This window comes from Pseudomonas sp. S5D5 (genome assembly GCF_003013355.1).
Lineage (GTDB): Bacteria > Pseudomonadota > Gammaproteobacteria > Pseudomonadales > Pseudomonadaceae > Aquipseudomonas > Aquipseudomonas aylmerensis.
On record NZ_PTEO01000001.1, the window covers coordinates 1,568,368 to 1,590,954 of the forward strand.

The following is a 22,587-nucleotide window of genomic DNA, read 5'->3' on the forward strand; positions in this document are numbered from 1 at the left end:
GAAGGGAAGGGCGTGTCGAGGTGTTACGTTATGGTGCGGGCTCAGAAAGATTGCACACATAAATGGCACCGATGGTTACATCTGTGTGTACATGATTGCTGGCAACAAACAACAAATGTAGGGCGGGCTTGCTACGGCGAGCCCGCTCCCAGATTGTTAACCAAATCGGCCCTCAGGCCTTGCTGATGATGTTCCCGGCGTGCAGCCCGCATTCCTTCTGCGTGGCTTCCTCCCACCACCAGCGGCCTTCGCGCTCGTGCTGGTTCGGCAGCACCGGGCGGGTGCAGGGTTCGCAGCCGATGCTGATGAAGCCGCGTTCGTGCAGGCTGTTGTAGGGCAGTTCGAGCATGCGGATGTAGCCCCAGACTTCTTCGCTGGTCATCTGCGCGAGCGGGTTGAACTTGTACAGGGTGCGTTCGGGGGTGGAAAACGCCGTATCGATTTCGAGTGCCGCCACCTGGCTGCGTGTGCCAGGGCTCTGGTCACGGCGCTGGCCGGTAGCCCAGGCGCTGACGCCCGAGAGCTTGCGGCGCAACGGCTCGATCTTGCGCACGCCGCAGCATTCGCCATGGCCGTCCTTGTAGAAGCTGAACAGGCCTTTCGCTTTGACGAAAGGTTCCAGTTTGCTCTGGTCCGGCGAGATCAGTTCGATATCGATCTTGTAGAAATCGCGCACCTGCTCGATGAACCGATAGGTCTCCGGGTGCAGGCGGCCGGTGTCGAGGCTGAACACCTTGACGTTCTTGTTGAGCTTCCAGGCCATGTCCACCAGCACCACGTCCTCGGCGCCGCTGAAGGAAATCCACAGGTCATCACCGAACTGGCTGAAAGCCAGCTTGAGAATATCCTGGGCGGATTTGTTGGCGTAAGTCGCGGCGAGTTCAGCGACGTCGAAGGCTTGGTTCATCAGGACGGTTCCTACAGGTCAGTGGCGCTGAGCGCTCTATAGGGAAGTGATGGTATCAAAATCCGCCCTGCGTTGCGGCGGCGGGCTTGAATCGCTAGAGTTCGGCAGTCCTTTTTTGCTGGCTCAATTCAATAAAACCAATGGGAGCGTCTTGTGGAAATTGCCTGTCTTGACCTGGAAGGAGTGTTGGTTCCGGAAATCTGGATCGCCTTCGCCGAAAAAACCGGTATTGAATCTTTGCGGGCCACCACCCGGGACATTCCCGACTACGACGTGCTGATGAAGCAACGCCTGCGCATCCTCGACGAACACGGGCTGAAACTCGCCGACATCCAGGAAGTGATCGCCACCCTCAAGCCGCTGGACGGCGCCATTGAGTTCGTCAATTGGCTGCGCGAACGCTTCCAGGTGGTGATCCTGTCCGATACTTTCTACGAGTTCTCGCAGCCGCTGATGCGCCAGCTGGGCTTCCCGACGTTGTTGTGCCACCGCCTTATCACTGACGAAAACGACCGCGTGGTCAGCTACCAACTGCGCCAGAAAGACCCCAAGCGCCAATCGGTACTGGCGTTCAAGACGCTCTACTACCGCGTGATCGCCGCTGGCGATTCCTACAACGACACCAGCATGCTGGGCGAAGCCGACCGTGGGATTTTGTTCCATGCGCCGGAGAATGTGATTCGAGAGTTCCCGCAATTCCCGGCGGTGCATACGTTCGAGGATTTGAAGAAAGAGTTCATCAAGGCCTCGAATCGGCAGTTGAGCCTGTAACGACTATCCCTGGCAAACCGGCGCCTGCAGGTCATGTGTAATCCTTGTAGGCGCCGGCTTCACGGCGCAAGATTCTAGGCCCCGGCCAGCAGCCGCTCGTAAGGAATGCACAGGCCTTCATGCAAGCGCTTGATCATCGAAAGGCTCAGCTTGCGCTTGTGATTCAGCACTTCGGAGACTCGCCCGCTCGTCCCAATGAAGGGCTCAAGATCACGGGCGGTCATGCCCAGTTGCTCCATGCGAAATTTGATCGCTTCCACCGGGTCCGAAGGCGGCATTGGAAAATGCTCCGCCTCGTATTTTTCGATGAGTATGGCGAGAATTTCCAGCTCGTCACCCTCAGGTGAGCCCATCGCTGCTCCCCAGATCTGTTCCACGCGGGCAAGCGCAGCGGTCAGGTCCTCCTGGGAATGTATCGGTTTGATGTTCATCACACGGTCTCCGCATTGATCTGGTCGTAGTGCGAGTGAGTCCCTACGAAACGTATGAACCCAAGCTGTCGCTGATAATCGATCGCCATGATCACTCGATATTTGTTGCCACCCACGTTGAACACCACCCTGCCTCCCTTGAGAATGCTCGCGGTCCTGAGCTCGGCCTTGAGTGCTTGTGGCGTTGGGTAAACGGCCTTTTCCATATGACGATACAACTCGATCAGCGGCGTTTTGGCGTCTGCCTGGGCGGGATGGCTTTCCCAGAATATTCGTAAGGTAGAGAGGGCGATTATCCGCATCGCTGCAACCTCCCAATTTGGGAGATCATAGGTGCAGGTGGGAAGGGATGCAATCGCGGAAATGATTTCTGACGAGCTGGCAGTCGCTTCATGTGATCCTTCACAGTGGGCTGGTGGGCGGTTGACGCTATCCGCCCGCCCATGCGCCGTCCACAACGGCTCTGATTCAGGTTTTTGCCAGGGTGGCCAGGAGGCCGGAAAGACGGCCCTACAGGTTTTCCAAAGTGTGTAACAACACCCGTACCTTGGTCAGCGACTCTTGATATTCGGCCTCCCACTGCGAATCCGCGACGATCCCGCCGCCGCCCCAGCAGCACACCTGGCCGTCCTTGACCAGCAAACTGCGGATGGCGATGGAGCTGTCCATCTCGCCGCGCACGTCCAGGTACACCAGCGAGCCGCAGTACAGGCCGCGTCGGGTCGGTTCCAGCTCGTCGATGATCTGCATTGCGCGAATCTTCGGGGCGCCGGTGATGGAGCCGCCGGGGAAGCTGCCGGCGATCAGGTCGAGGGCATCCTTGGTGTCGGCCAGTTCGCCGGTCACGCTGCTCACCAGGTGGTGCACGTTGGGGTAGCTTTCCAGGCTGAACAGTTCCGGGACATGCACCGAGCCGGTACGGCAGGTGCGACCGAGGTCGTTGCGCAGCAGGTCGACGATCATCAGGTTCTCCGCGCGATCCTTGGGGCTGGCCAGCAGTTCGGCGGCGTTGGCCGCGTCTTCCTCTGGCGTGAGGCCCCGGGGGCGGGTGCCCTTGATCGGACGGGTTTCGACGCGGCGCTCGCTGATGTGCACGAAACGCTCCGGCGACAGGCTGAGTAGCGCGCCGTCATCCGGCAGGCTCTGGAACCCTGAGAATGGCGTGGGGCAGGCTTCGCGCAGCGCGCAGTAGGCCGCCCAGGGATCGCCGCTGCACGGCGCGCGGAAACGCTGGGCGAAGTTGACCTGGTAGCAGTCGCCGGCCTGGATATAGTCCTGGATGCGCACGATGGCTTGGCGATAAGCCTCGGCGCTGAGGTCCGGTGCCATTGGCCCCTGGAGTTTGAAGGTCGCGGCGGTGTCGACAACGCCCTGGCTGAACAGCGCCGTCAGCCGTTGGCGCTCGCTGTCGGCCAGCGAGGGATGAAACACCAGTTGGCTGGTCTGCTTCAGGTGATCACTGATCAGTGCCCAGGCGTACAGCCCAAAGCGGGCGTCCGGCAGGTGCAAATCGTCCACGGCCAGCTGCGGCATGTGTTCCAGGTGCCGGCCAAAGTCGTAACTCAGGTAGCCAATCAGGCCTCCGGCAAACGGCAGCTCCAGACCCTGGGGGATCGCCGCCTCACCCAGCTGTGTCAGGTTTTCGCGTAGACGCTGCAGGAAATCGCTGCCGCTTTCGTCAGGGTGGACCGTCAACGTCGCCAGTGGCCAGGCGCTGAGCACGTCGTAACGACCGCGCTCGGCTGAGGGGCGGCCGCTGTCGAGCAGCACCGCGCCAGGGGCATGGCGGATCGCCGCAAAATACTCGGCGGGGTTGGCCCGGTAGGGCACTGGGTGTACGGAGCAGGTCGACATGCGGGGTGGATCAGCCGTTGGCTTGGGGGGAGGGGATTGTAGTCTTCTGTAGGATCTCGTCCTAGGGGGGATGTCGGGGATAGTTAGATCGAGGACCTATCCTGAGCGCTTCATTGCTACCCAGGCTGCTATCGCCTGCAAGCCGGCGATGATGCCCTCAGCCTTCCACCAGCGGTATATGCCCGAACATCTCCTGCACAAACTTCACTCGCTCCTCGGCGGTTTCCGTCACGCCGGCGGCTTTGAGTGTTTCCAGTCGCGCTTCGACCGCGTGAGTGCGCAGGGTCAGGCCGCAGTCGTTGGCGATCTGGATATTCAGCCCCGGCCGCGCATTCAGTTCCAGAATCAGCGGGCCTTTCTCCTGGTCCAGCACCATGTCCACGCCGATATAACCCAGCCCGCACAGCTCATAGCAGCCGGCCGCGAGCTTCATGAAACCGTCCCAGTTGGGCAGTTGCACGCCATCCACCGCGTTGGTGGTGTCGGGGTGTTTGGTGATGATGTTGTTCAGCCAGGTGCCGCGCAAGGTCAGGCCGGTGGCCAGGTCGACACCCACACCGATCGCGCCCTGGTGCAGGTTGGCCTTGCCGCCGGACTGGCGGGTCGGCAGGCGCAGCATGGCCATTACCGGGTAGCCCATCAGCACGATGATGCGGATATCCGGCACGCCTTCGTAGCTGATGCTCTTGAAGATCTGGTCGGGCACCACGCGGTATTCGATCAGCGCGCGGTCGCGGTGGCCGCCCAGGGAATACAGGCCGGTGAGGATGCTGGAAATCTGGTGCTCGATCTCTTCATGACTGATGATCTTGCCTGACACCGTGCGGTAGCGGCCTTCAAAACGGTCCGCCACCACCAGGATGCCGTCGCCGCCGGCGCCCTGCGCCGGCTTGATCACGAAGTCGCTGCGCCCGCCGATGATCTCGTCGAGCTTGTCGATTTCCTTCTCGGTGGAAATCACCCCGTACATTTCCGGCACGTGGATGCCGGCAGCCATGGCCCGTTCCTTGGTAATGATCTTGTCATCCACGATCGGGTACAGGCTGCGCTTGTTGTACTTGAGCACGTAGTCGGCATTACGCCGGTTGATGCCCATGATCCCCCGCGCTTCGAGGGCCTTCCAGGTCTTCCAGAAGCCGAACATTACGAGTCAGCCTTCAAGAAAGCCTTGAAGCGCACCAGTTCGGTCAGGCGGTAGCCGCGATAACGCCCCATGGCCAGCATGAAGCCCACCAGGATCAGCAGGATCGCCGGGAAGGTGAACACGAAGTAGACCAGCTCCGGCACGCTCATGATCAGGTGCGCCAGGGAGGCGGCGAACAGCGTGCCGATCGCGACTTTCAGCGCATGGTTGGCGCCGCGTTCTTCCCAGGTGATCGACAGGCGTTCGATGGTCATGGTCAGGATCACCATCGGGAACAGCGCCACCGACAGCCCGCGCTCGAGCCCCAGCTTGTGGCTGAACAGGCTGATGGCGGCGATCAGCACCACCACGAAGGTCAGCACCACCGAGAGCCTCGGCAGCATCTGCAGCTTCAGGTGTTCCAGGTAGGAACGCAGCGACAGCCCCAGCGCGGTAATAATGGTGAACAGCACAATCCCGAAGCCCAACTGCGTCTCGCGGAACGCCAGGGCGATCAGCACCGGCGTGAACGTGCCGAGGGTCTGCAGGCCGATCAGGTTGCGCAGGATCAGGATCACCAGCACGCCGATCGGGATCATCACCATGATCATGAAGGTCTGCTGGGTTTGCAGCGGCAAGCCGTACAGCGAGTACTCGAGGAAGTTGGCGTCGGTGTTCTCGTCGGTCAGCTTGGCCAGGCGAATCGCGTTCATCTCGCTGTTGTTCAGGCTGAAGGTGACCATGGCTTTCTTGCCGCCATCCACGGTGATCAGGTTTTCATCGCCGGTCCACCACAGCAGGCGGTCGGCGGGCAGGCCTTGCTCGCCGGTCTCCGGGTTGAAGTACAGCCAGTCATTGCCGTTGAAGCTGCGCAGCCACAGTTCCGGGGCTTGCGGCTGGTCGGCCACCAGGCGAATGGTGTGGACTTTTTCCACCGGCACATGGGCGATGGACAGCAGCAACTCGACGATCTTGGCCTTGTGCGGCGTCGACGGGTCGCCCGCCAGCAGCAGCTTGACGTTGTCGTCGTTGAGGTTGTTGGTGCGCTTGATGGCTTCGCTGATAAAGGTCTCGACGTCGGCCGAGTGCTGGCGAATCGGCGCCAGCAGGGCTTCGGCGGCGATTTTTTCCGGGCCTTCCACGGCAATGCTGTCGCGGAAGGTCGGGCCCTTGACCTTGACCTTTTCGCCGCTGTAGCGCTTGGTCAATACCAGGCGATAGTAGAGGGTCTGGTTGCCCTTGGCCCGACGCGCCGACCAGGTGACCTTGCGGTTGCCGTCGATGCGATTGACGCTCACCCCATAGTTATTGGAGATGAAGCTTTCATTGAGGCTGACGAAGTCGCGGCTCAGCGGCGGCACGAACATCTGGATCTTTACCGGGTCCTTGGGGTTGGCGACGAACTCGACCTTGGCGTCGATGTTCCACAAGTCGTCAGTGGCGTCCTCGGTAACGGGAATCCCCAGCACGAAGATCTGGTAGGCGGTGACCGAAATACCCAGCACCACCAGGATGGTGATGAGGATTTTCAGGTGCAGGGTCAGAGAGCGCATTCGGTTTACTCGGCGGTATGAGCGTCGGCGGCGCAGGCGGGTTTGCCTGCTGCATATTTAAGACTGGGGTCGACCAGCGCATCAAAGCGTTTCAACGCTTCGGAGCCGATCAGCAGCGGGTATTGGAAGGCGCTGCGGTCAGTCAAGTTCACTTCGATGCTGCGTAAAGCGGTGCCCATGCAGATGTCGAGGGCAATCACCGGGCGGGCAGTGTAGTTCTTGTCCTCATCGGGGTCGTAGTCACCGGCGCGGCGCTTGATCTTGCTGACGCGGGCCAGGGGGCGTTCGATGGGATGGGAGTGGGCGGTGTCGATCGCCAGGTAGAAGCGCACCCAGGACTCGCCGTTGCGCTTGAAGCGCTTGATGTCACGGGCGCTGAGGGACGCGGTCTTGGCGCCCGTGTCCAGCTTGGCCGCGACCTCGAGGTCGATGCCGGCCAACTGGGCGTATTCGTTGAGGCCATACACGGTCTTCTCGGCGGCAATGCCAAGACCGGGGACGAACAGTAGGCAAAACAGGGGGAAGGGCTTGAGTCTCATAGATCCTGAGGCGGTGCAGTGCGATGTTCCATTCATGGCGACTGGCATTGCTGCTCAATCTCTGGTGCGCCGTTTCATCAAGCGATGTCAGGCAAATGCGGCGGGCATTCTAACATGATGCTTTTTTGGCGCCAGCGCTGGCAGCCGGCCATGCCGGGGGCGGGTGCATCAGGGGTTATTAGACGATTGTCGACAATGTGGATTTATTCTTTGACTAAGCAGGCCTGATTAGCTAGTTTTTGCGGCATTGCTTTTAAAGGTGTCGACAATATGCTGGGTCAGCCAGAAGCTCCGATAATCGCGTCGGACGAATCCCAAACGATGTCGGAGAACGTCTTTCGCCGTATCCAGGCCGCCATCGTCAAGGGTGAGATCGCCCCCGGCAGCAAGATCTCCGAGCCGGAACTGGCGCGCACTTACGGCATCAGCCGTGGCCCGTTGCGCGAGGCGATCCACCGCCTGGAAGGCCAGCGCCTGCTGGTGCGCGTGCCCCACGTGGGCGCCAGGGTCGTGTCGTTGAGCCATGCCGAGCTGATCGAACTGTATGAAATCCGCGAGTCGCTGGAAGGCATGGCGTGTCGCCTGGCCGCCGAGCGCATGACCGACGCGGAAATCGAGGAGTTGCGCCAGGTGCTGCACACCCATGAGCGCGACGAAGCATTCCAGGCCGGCCTCGGCTACTACCAGCAGGAAGGCGACTTCGATTTTCATTACCGGATAATTCAAGGCGCCGGTAATCGCACCCTGACCCAAATGCTCTGCGGCGAGCTGTACCAATTGGTGCGCATGTACCGCATCCAGTTTTCCGCCACCCCCAATCGTCCACGCCAGGCCTTCGCCGAGCACCATCGCATCCTGGATGCGATTGCCGACCGCGATGGCGAACTGGCCGAATTGTTGATGCGCCGGCACATCGGCGCTTCCAAACGCAACATTGCCCGTCATTTCCCCGACGGCGCCCCCCTGAAGAGGTGAGTCATGAGTTCTAACAACAAAAGCACTCCAGGCCAGCGTTTCCGTGACGCGGTCGCCAGCGAGCAGCCGCTGCAGGTGGTCGGTGCAATCAACGCCAACCACGCGCTGCTGGCCAAGCGCGCCGGTTTCAAGGCGATCTACCTGTCGGGTGGCGGGGTGGCTGCCGGTTCCCTGGGCGTGCCGGACCTGGGCATCACCGGCCTGGACGACGTACTCACCGACGTGCGCCGCATCACCGACGTGTGCGACCTGCCGCTGCTGGTGGACGTGGACACCGGCTTCGGCTCCTCGGCGTTCAACGTGGCGCGCACCGTCAAGTCGATGATCAAGTTTGGCGCCGCCGCCATCCACATCGAAGACCAGGTGGGCGCCAAGCGCTGCGGTCATCGTCCTAATAAAGAAATCGTGTCGCAGCAGGAAATGGTCGACCGCATCAAGGCCGCCGTGGATGCACGCACCGATGACAGCTTCGTGATCATGGCGCGCACCGACGCGCTGGCCGTCGAAGGCCTGGAATCGGCCCTGGAGCGTGCCGCCGCGTGCATCGAGGCCGGCGCCGACATGGTGTTTCCGGAAGCCATCACCGAGTTGGACATGTACAAGCTGTTCGCCTCCCGCGTGAAAGCCCCGATCCTGGCCAACATCACCGAGTTCGGTGCGACCCCGCTGTACACCGTCGAACAGTTGAAATCTGCCGATGTTTCCATCGTGCTGTACCCGCTCTCGGCTTTCCGCGCCATGAACAAGGCCGCCGAGAATGTCTACACCGCGATCCGTCGCGACGGCACCCAACAGAACGTGATCGACACCATGCAAACCCGCATGGAGCTTTACGATCGCATCGACTACCACACCTTCGAGCAGAAGCTCGACGCACTGTTTGCCGCGAAAAAGTAATGCCTGCCAACCCTGCAGGAGCCGGCAAACCGGCTCCTGCAGGGTCGAGGTTGACGAACGCCTCCCGAATAAATTCAAGATTGGAGAACAGACATGGCTGAAGCAAAAGTACTGAGTGGCGCTGGCCTGCGTGGCCAGGTGGCCGGGCAGACCGCACTGTCGACCGTGGGCCAGGCGGGTGCCGGCCTGACCTATCGCGGCTACGACGTGCGCGAACTGGCCGCCGATGCGCAGTTTGAAGAAGTTGCCTACCTGCTGCTGTACGGCGAGTTGCCGACCAAAGCCGAGCTGGCCGCCTACAGCGCCAAGCTGGGCAAGCTGCGCGACCTGCCGCAAGCGTTGAAAGAAGTGCTGGAGCGCATCCCCGCTGACGCACACCCGATGGACGTGATGCGCACCGGTTGCTCGTTCCTGGGCAATATCGAACCCGAAAAAGACTTCAGCGTGCAGCGCGACGTGACCGATCGCCTGCTCGCCGCGTTCCCGGCGATCATGTGCTACTGGTACCGCTTCAGCCACGACGGCAAGCGCATCGACTGCGTGACCGACGAGCCGACCATTGGCGGCCACTTCCTGCACCTGCTGCACGGCAAGAAGCCGAGCGAGCTGCACGTGAAAGTCATGAACGTGTCGCTGATCCTCTACGCCGAGCACGAGTTCAACGCCTCGACCTTCACCGCCCGCGTGTGTGCCTCGACCCTGTCCGACCTGTATTCCTGCGTCACCGCCGCCATCGGCTCGCTGCGTGGCCCGCTGCACGGCGGCGCCAACGAAGCGGCGATGGAAATGATCGAGCGCTTCGGTTCGGCCGAGGAAGCTGTCGAAGGCACCCTCGGCATGCTGGCGCGCAAGGACAAGATCATGGGCTTTGGCCACGCGATCTACAAAGACAGCGACCCGCGTAATGAAGTGATCAAGGGCTGGTCGAAAAAACTCGCCGACGAAGTAGGCGACAAGGTGCTGTTCCCGGTGTCCGAAGCCATCGACAAGACCATGTGGGAGCAGAAAAAGCTGTTCCCGAATGCCGACTTCTACCATGCCTCGGCATACCACTTCATGGGCATCCCGACCAAGCTGTTCACGCCGATCTTCGTGTGCTCGCGCCTCACTGGCTGGGCTGCGCACGTGTTCGAACAGCGCGCCAACAACCGCATCATCCGTCCAAGCGCCGAGTACATCGGCGTCGAGCAGCGCAAGTTCGTGCCAATCGAACGTCGCTGAGTGAGGCACCCGGCGATCCGGGAATGGGTATGAGGTCAAATGTGGGAGGGGGCAAGCCCCCTCCCACATTTTGATCACATTCCAATTCTGGATCTGCTTCGGTTCTTCTTTTGTAACTACCGTGACCGAGTCCTGACGATGAACACTGAATTTCGCAAACCGCTCCCCGGCAGCCGCCTGGATTTCTACGACGCCCGCGCGGCCGTCGATGCAATCAGCCCCGGTGCCTACGCCACCTTGCCCTACACCTCCCGCGTGCTTGCGGAGAACCTGGTCCGCCGTTGTGACCCGGCGACTCTCAACGCCTCCCTGAGCCAATTGATCGAGCGCAAGCGCGACCTCGATTTCCCGTGGTTTCCGGCGCGTGTGGTGTGCCATGACATCCTCGGCCAGACCGCGCTGGTGGACCTCGCCGGCCTGCGCGATGCCATCGCCCTGCAAGGCGGCGACCCGGCCCAGGTCAACCCGGTGGTGCCGACTCAACTGATCGTCGATCACTCCCTGGCGGTCGAAGCCGGTGGTTCTGACCCGGACGCCTTCGAGAAAAACCGCGCCATCGAAGACCGCCGCAACGAAGACCGTTTCCACTTTATCGAGTGGACCAAAAAGGCCTTCAAGAACGTCGACGTGATCCCGCCGGGCAACGGCATCATGCACCAGATCAACCTGGAGAAAATGTCCCCGGTAATCCAGGTGCGCGACGGCGTGGCCTTCCCCGACACTTGCGTCGGCACCGACAGCCATACCCCGCACGTGGATGCCCTCGGCGTGATCGCCATCGGCGTCGGCGGCCTGGAAGCCGAGAGCGTGATGCTCGGGCGTGCATCGTGGATGCGCCTGCCGGAAATCATCGGTGTAGAGCTGACCGGCAAGCTGCTGCCGGGCATCACCGCCACCGACATGGTGTTGGCGTTGACCGAGTTCTTGCGTCAACAGAAAGTCGTCGGTGCGTGGCTGGAGTTCTTTGGCGAAGGCGCCTCGAAGCTGACCCTGGGCGACCGCGCGACCATCTCCAACATGGCGCCGGAATACGGCGCCACCGCGGCCATGTTCTATATCGATCAGCAGACCATCGCCTACCTGAAACTCACTGGCCGCGAAGACGAGCAAGTCACCCTGGTCGAGCAGTACGCTCGCCACACCGGCTTGTGGGGCGATGACCTCAAGGGCGCGCAATACGAGCGCGGCCTGACGTTCGACCTGTCCAGCGTCGTGCGCAATATGGCCGGCCCGAGCAACCCGCACGCCCGCGTCGCCACTCGCGACCTGGCCGCCAAAGGTATTTCCGGCCAATGGGATGAAGTGCCGGGGCAAATGCCCGACGGCGCGGTGATCATCGCCGCCATCACCAGTTGCACCAACACCAGCAACCCGCGCAACGTGATCGCTGCCGGCCTGCTGGCGCGCAACGCCAACAAGCTCGGCTTGACGCGCAAACCGTGGGTCAAGTCGTCGCTGGCCCCGGGTTCGAAAACCGTGGCCATGTACCTGGAAGAAGCCGGCCTGGGCCATGAGCTGGAAAAGCTTGGCTTCGGCGTGGTGGCCTTCGCCTGCACCACCTGCAACGGCATGTCCGGTGCACTCGATCCGGTGATCCAGCAAGAGATCATCGACCGCGACCTGTACGCCACCGCCGTGCTGTCGGGCAATCGCAACTTCGACGGGCGCATCCACCCGTACGCCAAGCAAGCGTTCCTGGCCTCACCGCCGCTGGTGGTGGCGTATGCGATTGCCGGCACCATCCGTTTCGACATCGAAAAGGATGTGCTGGGCTTGGACGCCGAGGGCAAGGAAATTCGCTTGCAGGACATCTGGCCAAGCGATGAAGAAATCGACGCCGTGGTCAAGGCCTCGGTCAAGCCGGAGCAGTTCCGCGCCGTGTACATCCCGATGTTCGCCATCCACGAAGACAGCGGCCCCAAAGTGGCGCCGCTGTACGAGTGGCGCCCGCAGAGCACCTATATCCGCCGTCCGCCGTATTGGGAAGGCGCCCTGGCCGGCGCCCGTCCGCTCAAGGGCATGCGTCCGCTGGCGGTGCTGCCGGACAACATCACCACCGATCACCTGTCGCCGTCCAACGCGATCATGCTCGACAGCGCCGCCGGCGAATACCTGGCGAAGATGGGCCTGCCGGAAGTCGACTTCAACTCGTACGCGACGCACCGTGGCGACCACCTGACCGCGCAGCGCGCGACGTTCGCCAACCCGAAACTGTTCAATGAAATGGTGCAGGAGAACGGCAAGGTCAAGCAGGGTTCGCTGGCGCGTATCGAGCCGGAAGGCCAGGTCACGCGGATGTGGGAAGCCATCGAAACCTACATGGAACGCAAGCAACCGCTGATCATCATTGCCGGCGCCGACTACGGCCAGGGCTCGTCCCGCGACTGGGCAGCCAAGGGCGTGCGCCTGGCCGGTGTGGAAGCGATTGCCGCCGAAGGCTTCGAGCGCATCCACCGCACCAACCTGGTGGGCATGGGCGTGTTGCCGCTGGAGTTCCTGCCGGGCACCGACCGCCACACCCTGCAGATCGACGGCAGCGAAACCTATGACGTGGTCGGCGAGCGCACCCCGCGTGCGCGGCTGACCCTGGTGATCAACCGCAAGAATGGCGAACGTGTCGAAGTGCCGGTGACCTGCCGCCTGGACACCGCCGAAGAAGTGTCGATCTACGAGGCGGGCGGCGTGTTGCAACGTTTTGCCCAGGACTTCCTGGAATCGGCGGCGACCGCCTGAAGAGGATAACCATGGCACACGCAGCGCAAATCAAGATCCCCGCCACCTACATGCGTGGCGGCACCAGCAAGGGCGTGTTTTTCAGCCTCACGGACCTGCCCGAAGCGGCGCAGGTGCCGGGCGCCGCACGCGATGCCTTGCTGTTACGGGTCATCGGCAGCCCCGATCCCTATGACAAACAGATCGATGGCATGGGCGGCGCCACGTCGAGCACCAGCAAGAGCGTGATCCTCGCCAAAAGCACCCGCGCCGATCACGACGTGGACTACCTGTTTGGCCAGGTCTCCATCGACAAGCCGTTTGTCGACTGGAGCGGCAACTGCGGCAACCTGTCGGCGGCAGTCGGCTCGTTCGCGATCAGCGCCGGGTTGGTCGACCCGGCGCGCGTGCCCCACAACGGCGTGGCCGTGGTGCGGGTATGGCAGGCCAATATCGGCAAGACCATCATCGCCCACGTGCCGATCACTGACGGCGCGGTGCAGGAGACCGGCGATTTCGAGCTGGATGGCGTGACCTTTCCGGCTGCCGAAGTGCAGCTGGAGTTCATCGATCCGGCGGCGGAAGAGGAGGGCGGTGGTGGCTCGATGTTCCCTACCGGCAACCTGGTCGACGACCTCGAAGTTCCGGGTATCGGCACCTTCAAGGCGACATTGATCAACGCCGGCATCCCGACGATTTTCATCAATGCCGAAGACCTCGGCTACACCGGCACCGAGCTGCAGGGCGCGATCAACAGCGACCCCAAGGCGCTGGCGATGTTCGAAACCGTGCGCGCTCATGGCGCGTTGCGCATGGGCCTGATCAAACACCTTGACGAAGCCGCCCAGCGTCAACACACGCCGAAGGTCGCGTTTGTGGCTAAACCTGCGGATTACGTGGCGTCCAGCGGCAAGGCGATCAAGGCCAGCGATGTGGATTTGCTGGTGCGCGCACTGTCCATGGGCAAGCTGCACCACGCGATGATGGGCACCGCCGCGGTGGCGATCGGCACGGCGGCAGCGATTTCCGGCACGCTGGTCAACCTCGCTGCAGGCGGCATCGAGCGTAATGCCGTGCGCTTCGGGCATCCGTCCGGCACCTTGCGCGTCGGCGCGGAAGCGACCCAGGTGAACGGTGAGTGGGTCGTGAAAAAAGCCATCATGAGCCGCAGTGCGCGGGTATTGATGGAAGGCTGGGTGCGCATTCCCGGCGACGCTTTCTAACATCAACACCGCTCCCTTGTGGGAGCGGGCTTGCCCGCGATGACGGCGTGTCAGGCCACACTTATCTGAACTGACAAACCGCTATCGCCGGCCAGCCAGCGCCTGCAAAGGGGGCGAGGATTTGCGTAGGACCAAGGCAGGCAATCAGACCTGCCATGACACATCAACCTGACCCTGAGGATGGAACAACCCCTAACTTTTGGAGAACTGCCATGAGCGCCAACGTCGACCAGAACAACCGCCCCGACTACGACCAGGTGTTGCAGGACATCGCCGACTACGTCCTCGATTACCGGATCGATTCCGAGGCGGCACTGGACACCGCCCGCAACTGCCTGATGGACACCCTCGGTTGCGGGCTGCTGGCCCTGCGTTTCCCCGAGTGCACCAAGCACCTGGGGCCGATGGTCGAGGGCACGGTGGTGCCGTTCGGCGCGCGGGTGCCGGGCACGTCGTTTCGCCTCGACCCGGTCAAGGCGGCCTGGGACATCGGTTGCATCGTGCGCTGGCTCGACTACAACGACACCTGGCTCGCCGCCGAGTGGGGCCACCCGTCGGATAACCTCGGCGGCATCCTGGCCGTGGCCGATCACCTCTCGCAGAAACGCGTGGCCAATGGCGATACGCCGCTGACCGTGCGCGCGGTGCTGGAAGCGATGATCATGGCGCATGAGATCCAGGGCGTGATTGCCCTGGAAAACTCCTTCAACCGCGTCGGCCTTGACCATGTGCTGCTGGTGAAAGTCGCCTCGACGGCCGTCACCGCCAAGCTGATGGGCGCCAATCGCGAACAACTGCTGGCGGCGCTGTCTCACGCCTTTGTCGATGGCCAGGCCTTGCGCACCTACCGCCATGCGCCGAACGCCGGCTCGCGCAAATCCTGGGCGGCGGGGGACGCGTCGAGCCGTGGCGTACGCCTGGCGGACATCGCCCTGCGCGGTGAGATGGGCATCCCCGGTGTGCTGAGTGCGCCGCAGTGGGGGTTCTACGACGTGCTGTTCAGCCACACCAACAAGGACCTGGCCCTCAAGCCCGCAGACAAGCGCGCGTTCAGCCTGTCCCAGCCGTATGGCACCTATGTGATGGAGAACGTGCTGTTCAAAATCAGCTTCCCCGCCGAGTTCCACGCGCAAACCGCCTGCGAGGCGGCGGTGACCTTGCACCCGCAGGTCAAGGAGCGCCTGTACCAGATCGAACGCATCGTGATCACCACTCATGAGTCGGCGATTCGCATCATTTCCAAAGTCGGCCCACTGGCCAACGCCGCCGACCGTGATCACTGCCTGCAATACATGACCGCCGTGCCGCTGGCGTTCGGCAACCTGGTGGCCGAGCAGTACGAAGATGAATTCCACGCGGCGCACCCGATCATCGATGAGCTGCGCGACAAGATGGTCATCGTCGAAGACCCACGCTACAGCCGCGAATACCTGGAAGCCGACAAGCGCTCGATCGCCAACGCGGTGCAGGTGTTTTTCAAGGACGGCTCCAGCACCGAGCAGGTCGCGGTGGAATACCCGATCGGTCATCGTCGGCGTCGGGTGGATGGCATTCCGTTACTGGAGGACAAGTTCAAGGCCAACCTGGCCACACGCTTCACCGCGCAGCGCAGCGCCGAGATTTTTGCCTTGTGCAAAGACCAGGCACGGCTTGAAGCCACACCGGTAAACCGGTTTGTCGATTTATTCGTGATCTAGCCAGCGTGTCGGCCCCGGCTTGTGTGGGAGCCGGGCTTGCCCGCGATGGCATCGCCTCGATACTTCTGGGGCACCGAGGTGAATTCATCGCAGGCAAGCCAGCTCCCACAAGGGGTCGGTGTCGTGCAGACGGGCTTGCAGGCATGCCGGTAAACCGGTTTGTCGATTTGTTCGTGATCCAGGCAGCGTGTTGGCCCCGGCTTGTGTGGGAGCCGGGCTTGCCCGCGATGGCATCGCCTCGATACTTCTGGCATACCGAGGTGAATGCATCGCAGGCAAGCCAGCTCCCACAAGTGGTCGGTGTCGTGCAGACGAGCTTGCAGGCCACCGGTAAACCGGCTTGTCGATTTGTTCGTGATCCAGGCAGCGTGTCGGACCCGGCTTGTGTGGGAGCCGGGCTTGCCCGCGATGGCATCGCCTCGATACTTCTGGCATACCGAGGTGGATTCATCGCAGGCAAGCCAGCTCCCACAGGTGGTCGGTGTCGTGCAGACGGGCTTGCAGGCATGCCGGTAAACCGGTTTGTCGATTTGTTCGTGATCCAGGCAGCACCATCGATCCAATGTGGGAGCGGGCTTGCTCGCGAATGCGGTGGACCAGTCAGCTCATGTGTCGCTGACACACCGCCTTCGCGAGCAAGCCCGCTCCCACTTTTGGAGGTACGTTCGTCTCGACGCTTACATGCTGCCTTCCACATCGTCCAGGCTGAACGTCTCGGTGTGGTCGTCATAGGAGAAGATCTCCGCATAGCGCCCCCACGCCACTACGCTTTCCAGGGTTTTTTCGACGAATGCTTCGGTCATCGAGTCTTCCAGTTCCTGCTCGAAGCGCACCCGTGGCGCCCGGTGGCCGCTGCGCTCGAGTAAGACTTGATGAATGCGCGCGGCCAATGGCACGTGCCGGATGAGATGCTCGGCGAACAAGGTCTTGCGTTCCTGGGTGCCGTAGTCGGCGAACAGCTTGCCGGCGTCGGTCAGGGTGATGTCGGCGCCCTTGAGTTCGGCGAAACCCAAATGCTCCAGCATCTCCGCCACCGGGAACAGGTCGTCGACTTCAAGCAAGCGCCGTTCGGCCACGGTGGGCAGGCCGGCGTGGCCGTTGTAGGGCTCGGCGGCCAGCGTTTCGATCAGGCCGGCCATCAGGTTGGTGGAAACTTCCGGCAACAGGCTGCCCATTTTCAATTCGGGAAGGCCGCGGCTGGCATCGGCGCTGCGCCGGTCGGTCATCAGCGCGTAGATGTCGTCGACCATTTGCCGGAAGGTCGGGTCCAGCCGGTTGCGCGGGTGCGCGAACGGCACCTTGATTTCGGCGACCACCCGGCCCGGGTTGGACGACAGCACCAGGATGCGGTCGCACATCAGCACCGCTTCTTCGATGTTGTGCGTCACGATCAGGATCGACTTGATCGGCAACTGCTTGCCGCTCCACAAATCCAGCAAATCGGTGCGCAGGGTTTCGGCGGTGAGTACGTCCAGGGCCGAGAACGGTTCGTCCATCAACAACAGCGTCGGGTTGACCACCAGCCCGCGCGCAAACCCCACACGCTGGCGCATGCCACCGGACAACTCGCGCGGGTAGGCGTTTTCAAACCCGTCCAGGCCGATCAGGTCGATAGCTGCCAGGGCACGCCGGCGGGTTTCCTTGCGCTCGACTTGCAAGGCTTGCAGGCCGGCTTCGACGTTTTCCAGCACGGTCAGCCAGGGAAACAGCGCAAAGGTCTGGAACACCATGGCCACACCTTCGGCCGGGCCGTTCAGCGGCGCGCCGTTGTAGAGCACTTCGCCCGAGGACGGCTGGATCAGGCCGGCGATGATGCGCAGCAACGTGGATTTGCCGGAGCCTGAGCGACCCAGCATGCCGACAATCTCGCCTTCGTGCAGGCTCAGGTCCACACCGCTGAGGACCTGCAGTTCATCCTTGCCTTTGCCGAACACCCGGTTCACGTTTTTCAGCGAATAGATTTCCGGAGTGTCGGCGGTGTGTACGGTGTCGGTAGTCATCGCAGCGAATCCCATCAATTCAAGCGGAGTTTGTTTTCAGCCATGGCGTACATCGGCCGCCAGACCGCACGGTTGAACGCCACCACAAAGATCGACATCACCACCACGCCCAGCGCGATTTTCGGAAAATCGCCGGCCGCCGTGGTCTGTGCTATGTAGGCGCCCAGGCCGTGGGCAACCACGGTGTCCTTGCCCCAGGACACGTACTCGGAAACGATGCTGGCGTTCCACGCTCCGCCTGACGCGGTAATGGCGCCGGTGACGTAGTACGGGAAGATGCCCGGCAACATCACCTTGCGCCACCACAGCCAGCCGCGAATGCGGAAGTTGGCCGCCGCTTCCTTATAGTCGTTGGGGAAGGCACTGGCGCCGGCGATCACGTTGAACAGGATGTACCACTGGGTGCCGAGCACGATCAGCGGGCTGAGCCAGATATCCGGATTGAGGTCGTAGTGCAGGATCACAATCACAAACACCGGGAACAGCAGGTTCGCCGGGAAGGCCGCAAGAAACTGCGCCAGTGGCTGGATTTTTTCCGCCAGCGCCGGTCGCAGGCCGATCATTACGCCCAGCGGCACCCAGATCAGCGACGCAATCAGGATCAGCCCCGCGACGCGCAGCAGGGTGATCAGGCCCAGCACAAACACGTGCCCGACTTCGCTGAAGGTCACCTCGGTGCCGACATACCGCACGATGTGGTAGAGCGCATAGGCGGTGAGCACCGCGATCAGCGCGCCCCACACCCAGTCGATCACTTTGGACCGCGTCGCACTGGCCGCCGGCGTTGCCGTGCGCACGCCGCGCGACAGGCTGAAGCGCCTGTTGCCCAGGCGGCTGATAGTGCGGGTCACCGGGCGCAGGATGCGTTGGACCACGCGCGTGCGCTGGACCAGATTGAGCACCCAGGATTGTGGCGCAATGCCCTGGGAGGCGGTGGTCTCCATGCGGAACTTGTCGGCCCAGGCGACCAGCGGCCGGAACAGGAACTGGTCGTAGATCAAGATCACCGCGATCATCGCCAGGATCACATAGCCCACCGCGTGCAGGTCTTTCTGGGCGATGGCCAGTGCCAGGTACGAACCCACGCCAGGCAGGGTGATGGTCTTGTCGCCGACGGTGATCGCCTCGGAGGCAACCACGAAGAACCAGCCGCCGGACATGCTCATCATCATGTTCCAGACCATGCCCGGCATGGCGAAGGGCACGTCGAGTTTCCAGAACTTCTGCCAGCCGGACAGCCGCAGGTTGGTGGACACCTCGACCAGGTCATGGGGCAGCATGCGCAAGGACTGGTAGAAGCTGAACGTCATGTTCCAGGCCTGGCTGGTGAAAATCGCAAAGATTGCCGCGAATTCGGCTCCCAGCACGCGGCCGGGGAACAGCAACAGGAAGAACGTCACCGTAAACGAGATGTAACCGAGCACGGGCACCGACTGCAGGATGTCGAGCACCGGCACCAGCAGTTTTTCGGCACGCCGGCTCTTGGCCGCGAGGGTGCCGTAGAGCAGGGTGAAAACCAGTGCCGCGACCATCGCCGCGAGCATGCGCAGGGTGGTGCGCATCGCGTATTCCGGCAGGTTGGCCGGGTCGAGGGAAATCACGTCGCTCTGCAGGGTGGCGATGGGAGCCCACGTCTCCCGGGCGGTGATGGAGAAAAACAGCAAGAAGCCGATCACCAGCGGCAGGGCGACCAGGTCCCAGCGGTTGGGGAGCAAGCGCAACGTGGACGCGGGGATGTAATGACGGAATACTTTTTTCATCGGCCGTTGCTCATAGGCAGTCATTCCAGCAGCGTTCAGGGTCAGAGGGGCGTTATGGGGATGAGCGTAGCTTTTGTACGAACGACTCACCGAGAAGGGGCGGACGCTCTTCTCCGTGAGTCAAGGGCATCGCGACGATGCTGGCGGAATTGTACGTTTCTGAATGTTACAAGCGCATAAATTTGCTGTCAGTTTGCTGTACGAACCGCGACCTGGGCAGCGGCACCCCGGTCGCGACTCGACGGTTACTCAAAGCGCAGGATCACCCGGCGGTTGTGCTTGCTCTTCTTCTCGATCTTTTCGCAGAACACCCGGCCGATTTCCTCGGTGTTGATCACATGGGTGCCGCCGCACGGCTGGATGTCAATACCGCCAATTTCAATCACCCGTACCGAGCCCTGGATCACCGGCGGTGCGACCGCCTGGGTGCGGGTGATCTGCAGCAGGGTGGCGTATTCCGAAGCGGGCATCGACAGGGTTTTCACCTCGTGGGCCTGGGCGATCAGCGCGTTCAGGTCGCGGGTGAGGGTGTCCTTGTCGAGGGTCATTTCCGGCAGGTCGAAATCCAGACGGCCCTTGTCGGCACTGATGCTGCAGCCGGTCACCGGCGCGTCGATGAGCGAGCACAGCAGGTGCAGGCAGGTGTGCATTTTCATGTGTTGATAGCGGCGTGCCCAATCGATGCCGGCGTCCACCTGTACCCCGGCGATCAATGGGGCCGGGCAGTGCTCCACCTGGTGCCAGATGATCGAGCGCTGCACCGCGTCGCGCACCGTGCCGATGACCTCGACCCGAGTGCCGTCTGCCAGGGTGAAGTGGCCGGTATCGCCCGGTTGCCCGCCGCCCGTTGGATAGAACAGCGTGTGCTCCAGGGCGATGCCGTGTTCGCTGACGGCGATCACCCGCGCGCTGAAGGCGTTCTGGTAGGGCGCGCTGTCAAACAGCGCGAGGGTTTCCATGGTGTGCACGGACATGTTCAACCTCCGACAATCAGTGGGCTGGCTTGCAGCAGGTGGCGCACCATCGCGCTCAAGCCAGGGGGAGAGAGCAGGGTGATTTCAAATTCCGGCCCGCATACTTTGAGGTTCAGCGGCAGGCGCGGCAGTTGATTGCCCGACTCGATGCGGTGCAGGCGAAACTGCAGGTGATGGCGCTCCTTCACCGTGGGTTCGAGCATCAGCCCCGGCAAGGCGTGGAAGTCGGCGTCCAGCACCGTGACCTTGTGGCTGGCATTTACCTCGCCGACCACGTGCAAACGCTCATCGAGGGCGAAGGCGCCGAGGTAGTTGCTGTGGTCCGACTCATCGTTTTTCTGCAGCTGGATCTGGTTGACCACCTTGACCTTGGTGCCGGCCGGAACGTCCTGGGTGATCACGCAGGAGGGGCTGATAAACACGTTGTCGCCGATCAGCACATAGCCCAGCACGCGGGCGCCGGAGCCGACTTCGACGTTGTTGCCCAGGCGCGGATGGCGCTTGCCATCGGGGTTGTTGGCGATGCCGCGCGCGCCCAGCGTGACGCCGCAGAGGATGTAGCAGTCGTTGCCGATCTCGCAGGTCTCGCCGATCACCGTGCCGTAGCCGTGGTCGAGCACGAAGCGCCGGCCGATGCGCGCCGCTGGGTGGATCTCGGCGCCGGAGAGGACCTTGCCCTGGTTGCTCAGCTTGAGGGCGATGCGCGAGAACACACCGTTCATCTGGTCAGGAAAATTCCACACCAGGTGGGCGAGGCGGTAGTACAACACCGCCTTGAACGAGGCGTAGGACTCCAGGATCAACTCGCCACGCCCGCGCGACGCCGGGTCACGGTAGGCATAGGCGATGAGGTCCTCGGCCACCGCCTGGGCGGCGTTCTGGATCAACGGCGCCAGGTGCGGCTCCAGTTGCTTCATCTGCGCCGGCGTGAGCGTCTTGATGAGGTGGGTGAGTAACTCATCGTGCAACTGTTGCATGTCGATAAAGCCGCCCATGAAGGCACCCCCGTATGCTGGATGGTTGTCGATTATTCGAAACTGGGCAGGTAGCTGTCGGCATTGTCGTAGACCATGGTCAGCACCACCGTTTCGGGCGGCAGTTCGGGGGCGAGCCTGGCGATGGCCACCATGTTCGCGGCAGAGGACAGGCCCAGGCTGATGGCGTCGGTGCGCATGATGCGTTTCATCATGTCGATGCATTCCTGGCGCGATACCTTGAGCATGCCGTCGAGAATGTCCAGGTTGAGGATGCTCGGGATCAGCCCGATCGACAGGCCCTGGATATGGTGCGGCGCGTGCTGGTTTTTCAGCAGGTCGCACTCTTCCGGCTCCACGCCCATCACGCGCATGGCTGGCCACGCGTCCTTCAGGGTTTCGCCGATGCCGGTGATATGGCCGCCGGTGCCGATGCCGCTGACGAAATAGTCCACCCGGCGATCACCGAAGGCGCGGAGGATTTCCCGTGCGGTGGTGTCGCGATGGGTTTGCGGGTTGGCGCCGTTGCGTTGCTGGTTGAGCATCACGAAGCTGGGGTTTTCGAGTTGCAGCTCCATGCACTTTTCGCCGTGGGAATTGTTGCCCAGGCGGCTGTCCGACAGCACCACCTTGGCGCCGTACAGGCGCAGCAGCTTCTGCTTTTCCGGGCTGTAGTTGTCGGGGATCACCAGCACCACTTTGTAGCCGAGCACATTGCCGGCCATCACCAGGCCGATGCCGGTATTGCCGCCGCTGGGCTCGATGATGGTCTGCCCGGAGTCGCGGATCAGTACGCCCCGGCGCTCAGCGTCGAGGATCATGCCCAGGGCGATGCGCGCCTTGTGGCTGCCGCCGGGGTTGAGGGATTCGAGTTTGGCGTAGACCTCGATGCCGAGGTCTTCGGAAAACTGCGCCATGCGCACGATCGGCGTGTGGCCGATGGCGTCGAGGATTGAGTTATGCAGCATCAGGTAGG

General features: G+C 62.3%; 19 protein-coding genes. 7 read left to right on the forward strand and 12 right to left on the reverse strand.

Annotated elements, in window-relative coordinates; translation table 11 throughout:
• Window positions 1–172: 172 nt before the first annotated feature.
• Window positions 173–907, reverse strand: coding sequence for a phosphoadenylyl-sulfate reductase (locus tag C9990_RS07560; protein ID WP_106802929.1), 735 nt, complete (start codon window positions 905–907; stop codon window positions 173–175).
• 153 nt (window positions 908–1,060) lie between these two features.
• On the opposite strand from C9990_RS07560, the gene thrH reads away from it, so the two are divergent.
• Entirely contained in the window at window positions 1,061–1,678 is a 618-nt protein-coding gene (thrH, locus tag C9990_RS07565; RefSeq protein ID WP_106802930.1) for a bifunctional phosphoserine phosphatase/homoserine phosphotransferase ThrH, read from the forward strand.
• Window positions 1,679–1,752: 74 nt separating this feature from the next.
• On the opposite strand, the gene C9990_RS07570 is transcribed toward thrH, so the two are convergent.
• From C9990_RS07570 to C9990_RS07595, 6 genes are all read right to left on the reverse strand, one after another.
• The gene (locus tag C9990_RS07570) at window positions 1,753–2,109 is read right to left on the reverse strand and encodes a type II toxin-antitoxin system HigA family antitoxin (RefSeq protein ID WP_106802931.1); all 357 of its coding nucleotides are present in this window, start codon (window positions 2,107–2,109) and stop codon (window positions 1,753–1,755) included.
• Complete coding sequence (locus tag C9990_RS07575; protein ID WP_065909487.1) at window positions 2,109–2,411, reverse strand: type II toxin-antitoxin system HigB family toxin; 303 nt, start codon at window positions 2,409–2,411, stop codon at window positions 2,109–2,111. Before C9990_RS07575 ends, C9990_RS07570 begins: the two co-directional genes overlap by 1 nt.
• 208 nt (window positions 2,412–2,619) lie before the next feature.
• Entirely contained in the window at window positions 2,620–3,963 is a 1,344-nt protein-coding gene (gene pabB / locus C9990_RS07580) for an aminodeoxychorismate synthase component I (protein ID WP_106802932.1), read from the reverse strand.
• Window positions 3,964–4,120: 157 nt separating this feature from the next.
• On the reverse strand, window positions 4,121–5,107 hold the full coding sequence (locus C9990_RS07585) for an alpha-L-glutamate ligase-like protein (protein WP_106802933.1): 987 nt from the start codon (window positions 5,105–5,107) through the stop codon (window positions 4,121–4,123).
• Window positions 5,107–6,639: an inactive transglutaminase family protein gene (locus C9990_RS07590; RefSeq protein WP_065909494.1), complete on the reverse strand. Its 1,533-nt coding sequence runs from the start codon at window positions 6,637–6,639 to the stop codon at window positions 5,107–5,109. The genes C9990_RS07585 and C9990_RS07590 overlap by 1 nt, the downstream gene beginning before the upstream one ends.
• 5 nt (window positions 6,640–6,644) lie before the next feature.
• Window positions 6,645–7,178 (reverse strand): ATP-dependent zinc protease, encoded by a 534-nt coding sequence (locus C9990_RS07595; RefSeq protein WP_065909496.1) that lies wholly within the window; start codon window positions 7,176–7,178, stop codon window positions 6,645–6,647.
• Window positions 7,179–7,448: 270 nt separating this feature from the next.
• On the opposite strand from C9990_RS07595, the gene C9990_RS07600 reads away from it, so the two are divergent.
• From C9990_RS07600 to prpD, 6 genes are all read left to right on the forward strand, one after another.
• Window positions 7,449–8,153 carry a GntR family transcriptional regulator gene (locus C9990_RS07600; RefSeq protein ID WP_065909498.1) on the forward strand — a complete coding sequence of 235 codons (705 nt, stop codon included), beginning with the start codon at window positions 7,449–7,451 and terminating at the stop codon, window positions 8,151–8,153.
• A 3-nt stretch (window positions 8,154–8,156) separates the two neighbouring features.
• The gene (prpB, locus tag C9990_RS07605; RefSeq protein WP_065909500.1) at window positions 8,157–9,050 is read left to right on the forward strand and encodes a methylisocitrate lyase; all 894 of its coding nucleotides are present in this window, start codon (window positions 8,157–8,159) and stop codon (window positions 9,048–9,050) included.
• A gap of 93 nt (window positions 9,051–9,143) precedes the next feature.
• Window positions 9,144–10,271 (forward strand): 2-methylcitrate synthase, encoded by a 1,128-nt coding sequence (prpC, locus tag C9990_RS07610; RefSeq protein ID WP_065909502.1) that lies wholly within the window; start codon window positions 9,144–9,146, stop codon window positions 10,269–10,271.
• 138 nt (window positions 10,272–10,409) lie between these two features.
• Window positions 10,410–13,004 (forward strand): Fe/S-dependent 2-methylisocitrate dehydratase AcnD, encoded by a 2,595-nt coding sequence (gene acnD, locus C9990_RS07615; protein ID WP_106802934.1) that lies wholly within the window; start codon window positions 10,410–10,412, stop codon window positions 13,002–13,004.
• 11 nt (window positions 13,005–13,015) lie between these two features.
• Window positions 13,016–14,206, forward strand: a complete 1,191-nt coding sequence (gene prpF / locus C9990_RS07620; RefSeq protein ID WP_106802935.1) for a 2-methylaconitate cis-trans isomerase PrpF — start codon at window positions 13,016–13,018, stop codon at window positions 14,204–14,206.
• Between the two features lie 212 nt (window positions 14,207–14,418).
• Complete coding sequence (gene prpD, locus C9990_RS07625) at window positions 14,419–15,903, forward strand: 2-methylcitrate dehydratase (RefSeq protein WP_106802936.1); 1,485 nt, start codon at window positions 14,419–14,421, stop codon at window positions 15,901–15,903.
• 677 nt (window positions 15,904–16,580) lie between these two features.
• Here the strand turns inward: prpD and C9990_RS07635 are convergent.
• The 5 genes from C9990_RS07635 to C9990_RS07655 all read right to left on the reverse strand — a co-directional run bounded on the left by C9990_RS07635 (window position 16,581) and on the right by C9990_RS07655 (window position 22,579).
• Window positions 16,581–17,903, reverse strand: a complete 1,323-nt coding sequence (locus tag C9990_RS07635; RefSeq protein ID WP_106805608.1) for an AAA-associated domain-containing protein — start codon at window positions 17,901–17,903, stop codon at window positions 16,581–16,583.
• 14 nt (window positions 17,904–17,917) lie between these two features.
• A complete protein-coding gene (locus tag C9990_RS07640; protein WP_065909509.1) occupies window positions 17,918–19,663 on the reverse strand; it encodes an ABC transporter permease subunit in 1,746 nt (581 codons plus the stop codon).
• A 245-nt stretch (window positions 19,664–19,908) separates the two neighbouring features.
• Window positions 19,909–20,637, reverse strand: a complete 729-nt coding sequence (locus C9990_RS07645; RefSeq protein WP_065909512.1) for an alanyl-tRNA editing protein — start codon at window positions 20,635–20,637, stop codon at window positions 19,909–19,911.
• Between the two features lie 2 nt (window positions 20,638–20,639).
• Window positions 20,640–21,632 carry a serine O-acetyltransferase gene (locus C9990_RS07650; protein ID WP_065909514.1) on the reverse strand — a complete coding sequence of 331 codons (993 nt, stop codon included), beginning with the start codon at window positions 21,630–21,632 and terminating at the stop codon, window positions 20,640–20,642.
• Between the two features lie 32 nt (window positions 21,633–21,664).
• Window positions 21,665–22,579, reverse strand: coding sequence for a PLP-dependent cysteine synthase family protein (locus C9990_RS07655; RefSeq protein ID WP_065909869.1), 915 nt, complete (start codon window positions 22,577–22,579; stop codon window positions 21,665–21,667).
• Window positions 22,580–22,587 lie beyond the last annotated feature (8 nt).

Coding starts and splice junctions, on each gene's coding strand:
- C9990_RS07560 (WP_106802929.1), bottom strand. CDS start 907: ATGAACCAAGCCTTCGACGTCGCTGAACTCGCCGCGACTTACGCCAAC.
- acnD (WP_106802934.1), top strand. CDS start 10,410: ATGAACACTGAATTTCGCAAACCGCTCCCCGGCAGCCGCCTGGATTTC.
- pabB (WP_106802932.1), bottom strand. CDS start 3,963: ATGTCGACCTGCTCCGTACACCCAGTGCCCTACCGGGCCAACCCCGCC.
- prpC (WP_065909502.1), top strand. CDS start 9,144: ATGGCTGAAGCAAAAGTACTGAGTGGCGCTGGCCTGCGTGGCCAGGTG.
- C9990_RS07645 (WP_065909512.1), bottom strand. CDS start 20,637: ATGTCCGTGCACACCATGGAAACCCTCGCGCTGTTTGACAGCGCGCCC.
- prpF (WP_106802935.1), top strand. CDS start 13,016: ATGGCACACGCAGCGCAAATCAAGATCCCCGCCACCTACATGCGTGGC.
- C9990_RS07595 (WP_065909496.1), bottom strand. CDS start 7,178: ATGAGACTCAAGCCCTTCCCCCTGTTTTGCCTACTGTTCGTCCCCGGT.
- C9990_RS07570 (WP_106802931.1), bottom strand. CDS start 2,109: ATGAACATCAAACCGATACATTCCCAGGAGGACCTGACCGCTGCGCTT.
- prpD (WP_106802936.1), top strand. CDS start 14,419: ATGAGCGCCAACGTCGACCAGAACAACCGCCCCGACTACGACCAGGTG.
- C9990_RS07640 (WP_065909509.1), bottom strand. CDS start 19,663: ATGAAAAAAGTATTCCGTCATTACATCCCCGCGTCCACGTTGCGCTTG.
- C9990_RS07650 (WP_065909514.1), bottom strand. CDS start 21,632: ATGGGCGGCTTTATCGACATGCAACAGTTGCACGATGAGTTACTCACC.
- prpB (WP_065909500.1), top strand. CDS start 8,157: ATGAGTTCTAACAACAAAAGCACTCCAGGCCAGCGTTTCCGTGACGCG.
- C9990_RS07585 (WP_106802933.1), bottom strand. CDS start 5,107: ATGTTCGGCTTCTGGAAGACCTGGAAGGCCCTCGAAGCGCGGGGGATC.
- C9990_RS07590 (WP_065909494.1), bottom strand. CDS start 6,639: ATGCGCTCTCTGACCCTGCACCTGAAAATCCTCATCACCATCCTGGTG.
- C9990_RS07600 (WP_065909498.1), top strand. CDS start 7,449: ATGCTGGGTCAGCCAGAAGCTCCGATAATCGCGTCGGACGAATCCCAA.
- C9990_RS07575 (WP_065909487.1), bottom strand. CDS start 2,411: ATGCGGATAATCGCCCTCTCTACCTTACGAATATTCTGGGAAAGCCAT.
- C9990_RS07655 (WP_065909869.1), bottom strand. CDS start 22,579: ATGCTGCATAACTCAATCCTCGACGCCATCGGCCACACGCCGATCGTG.
- C9990_RS07635 (WP_106805608.1), bottom strand. CDS start 17,903: ATGACTACCGACACCGTACACACCGCCGACACTCCGGAAATCTATTCG.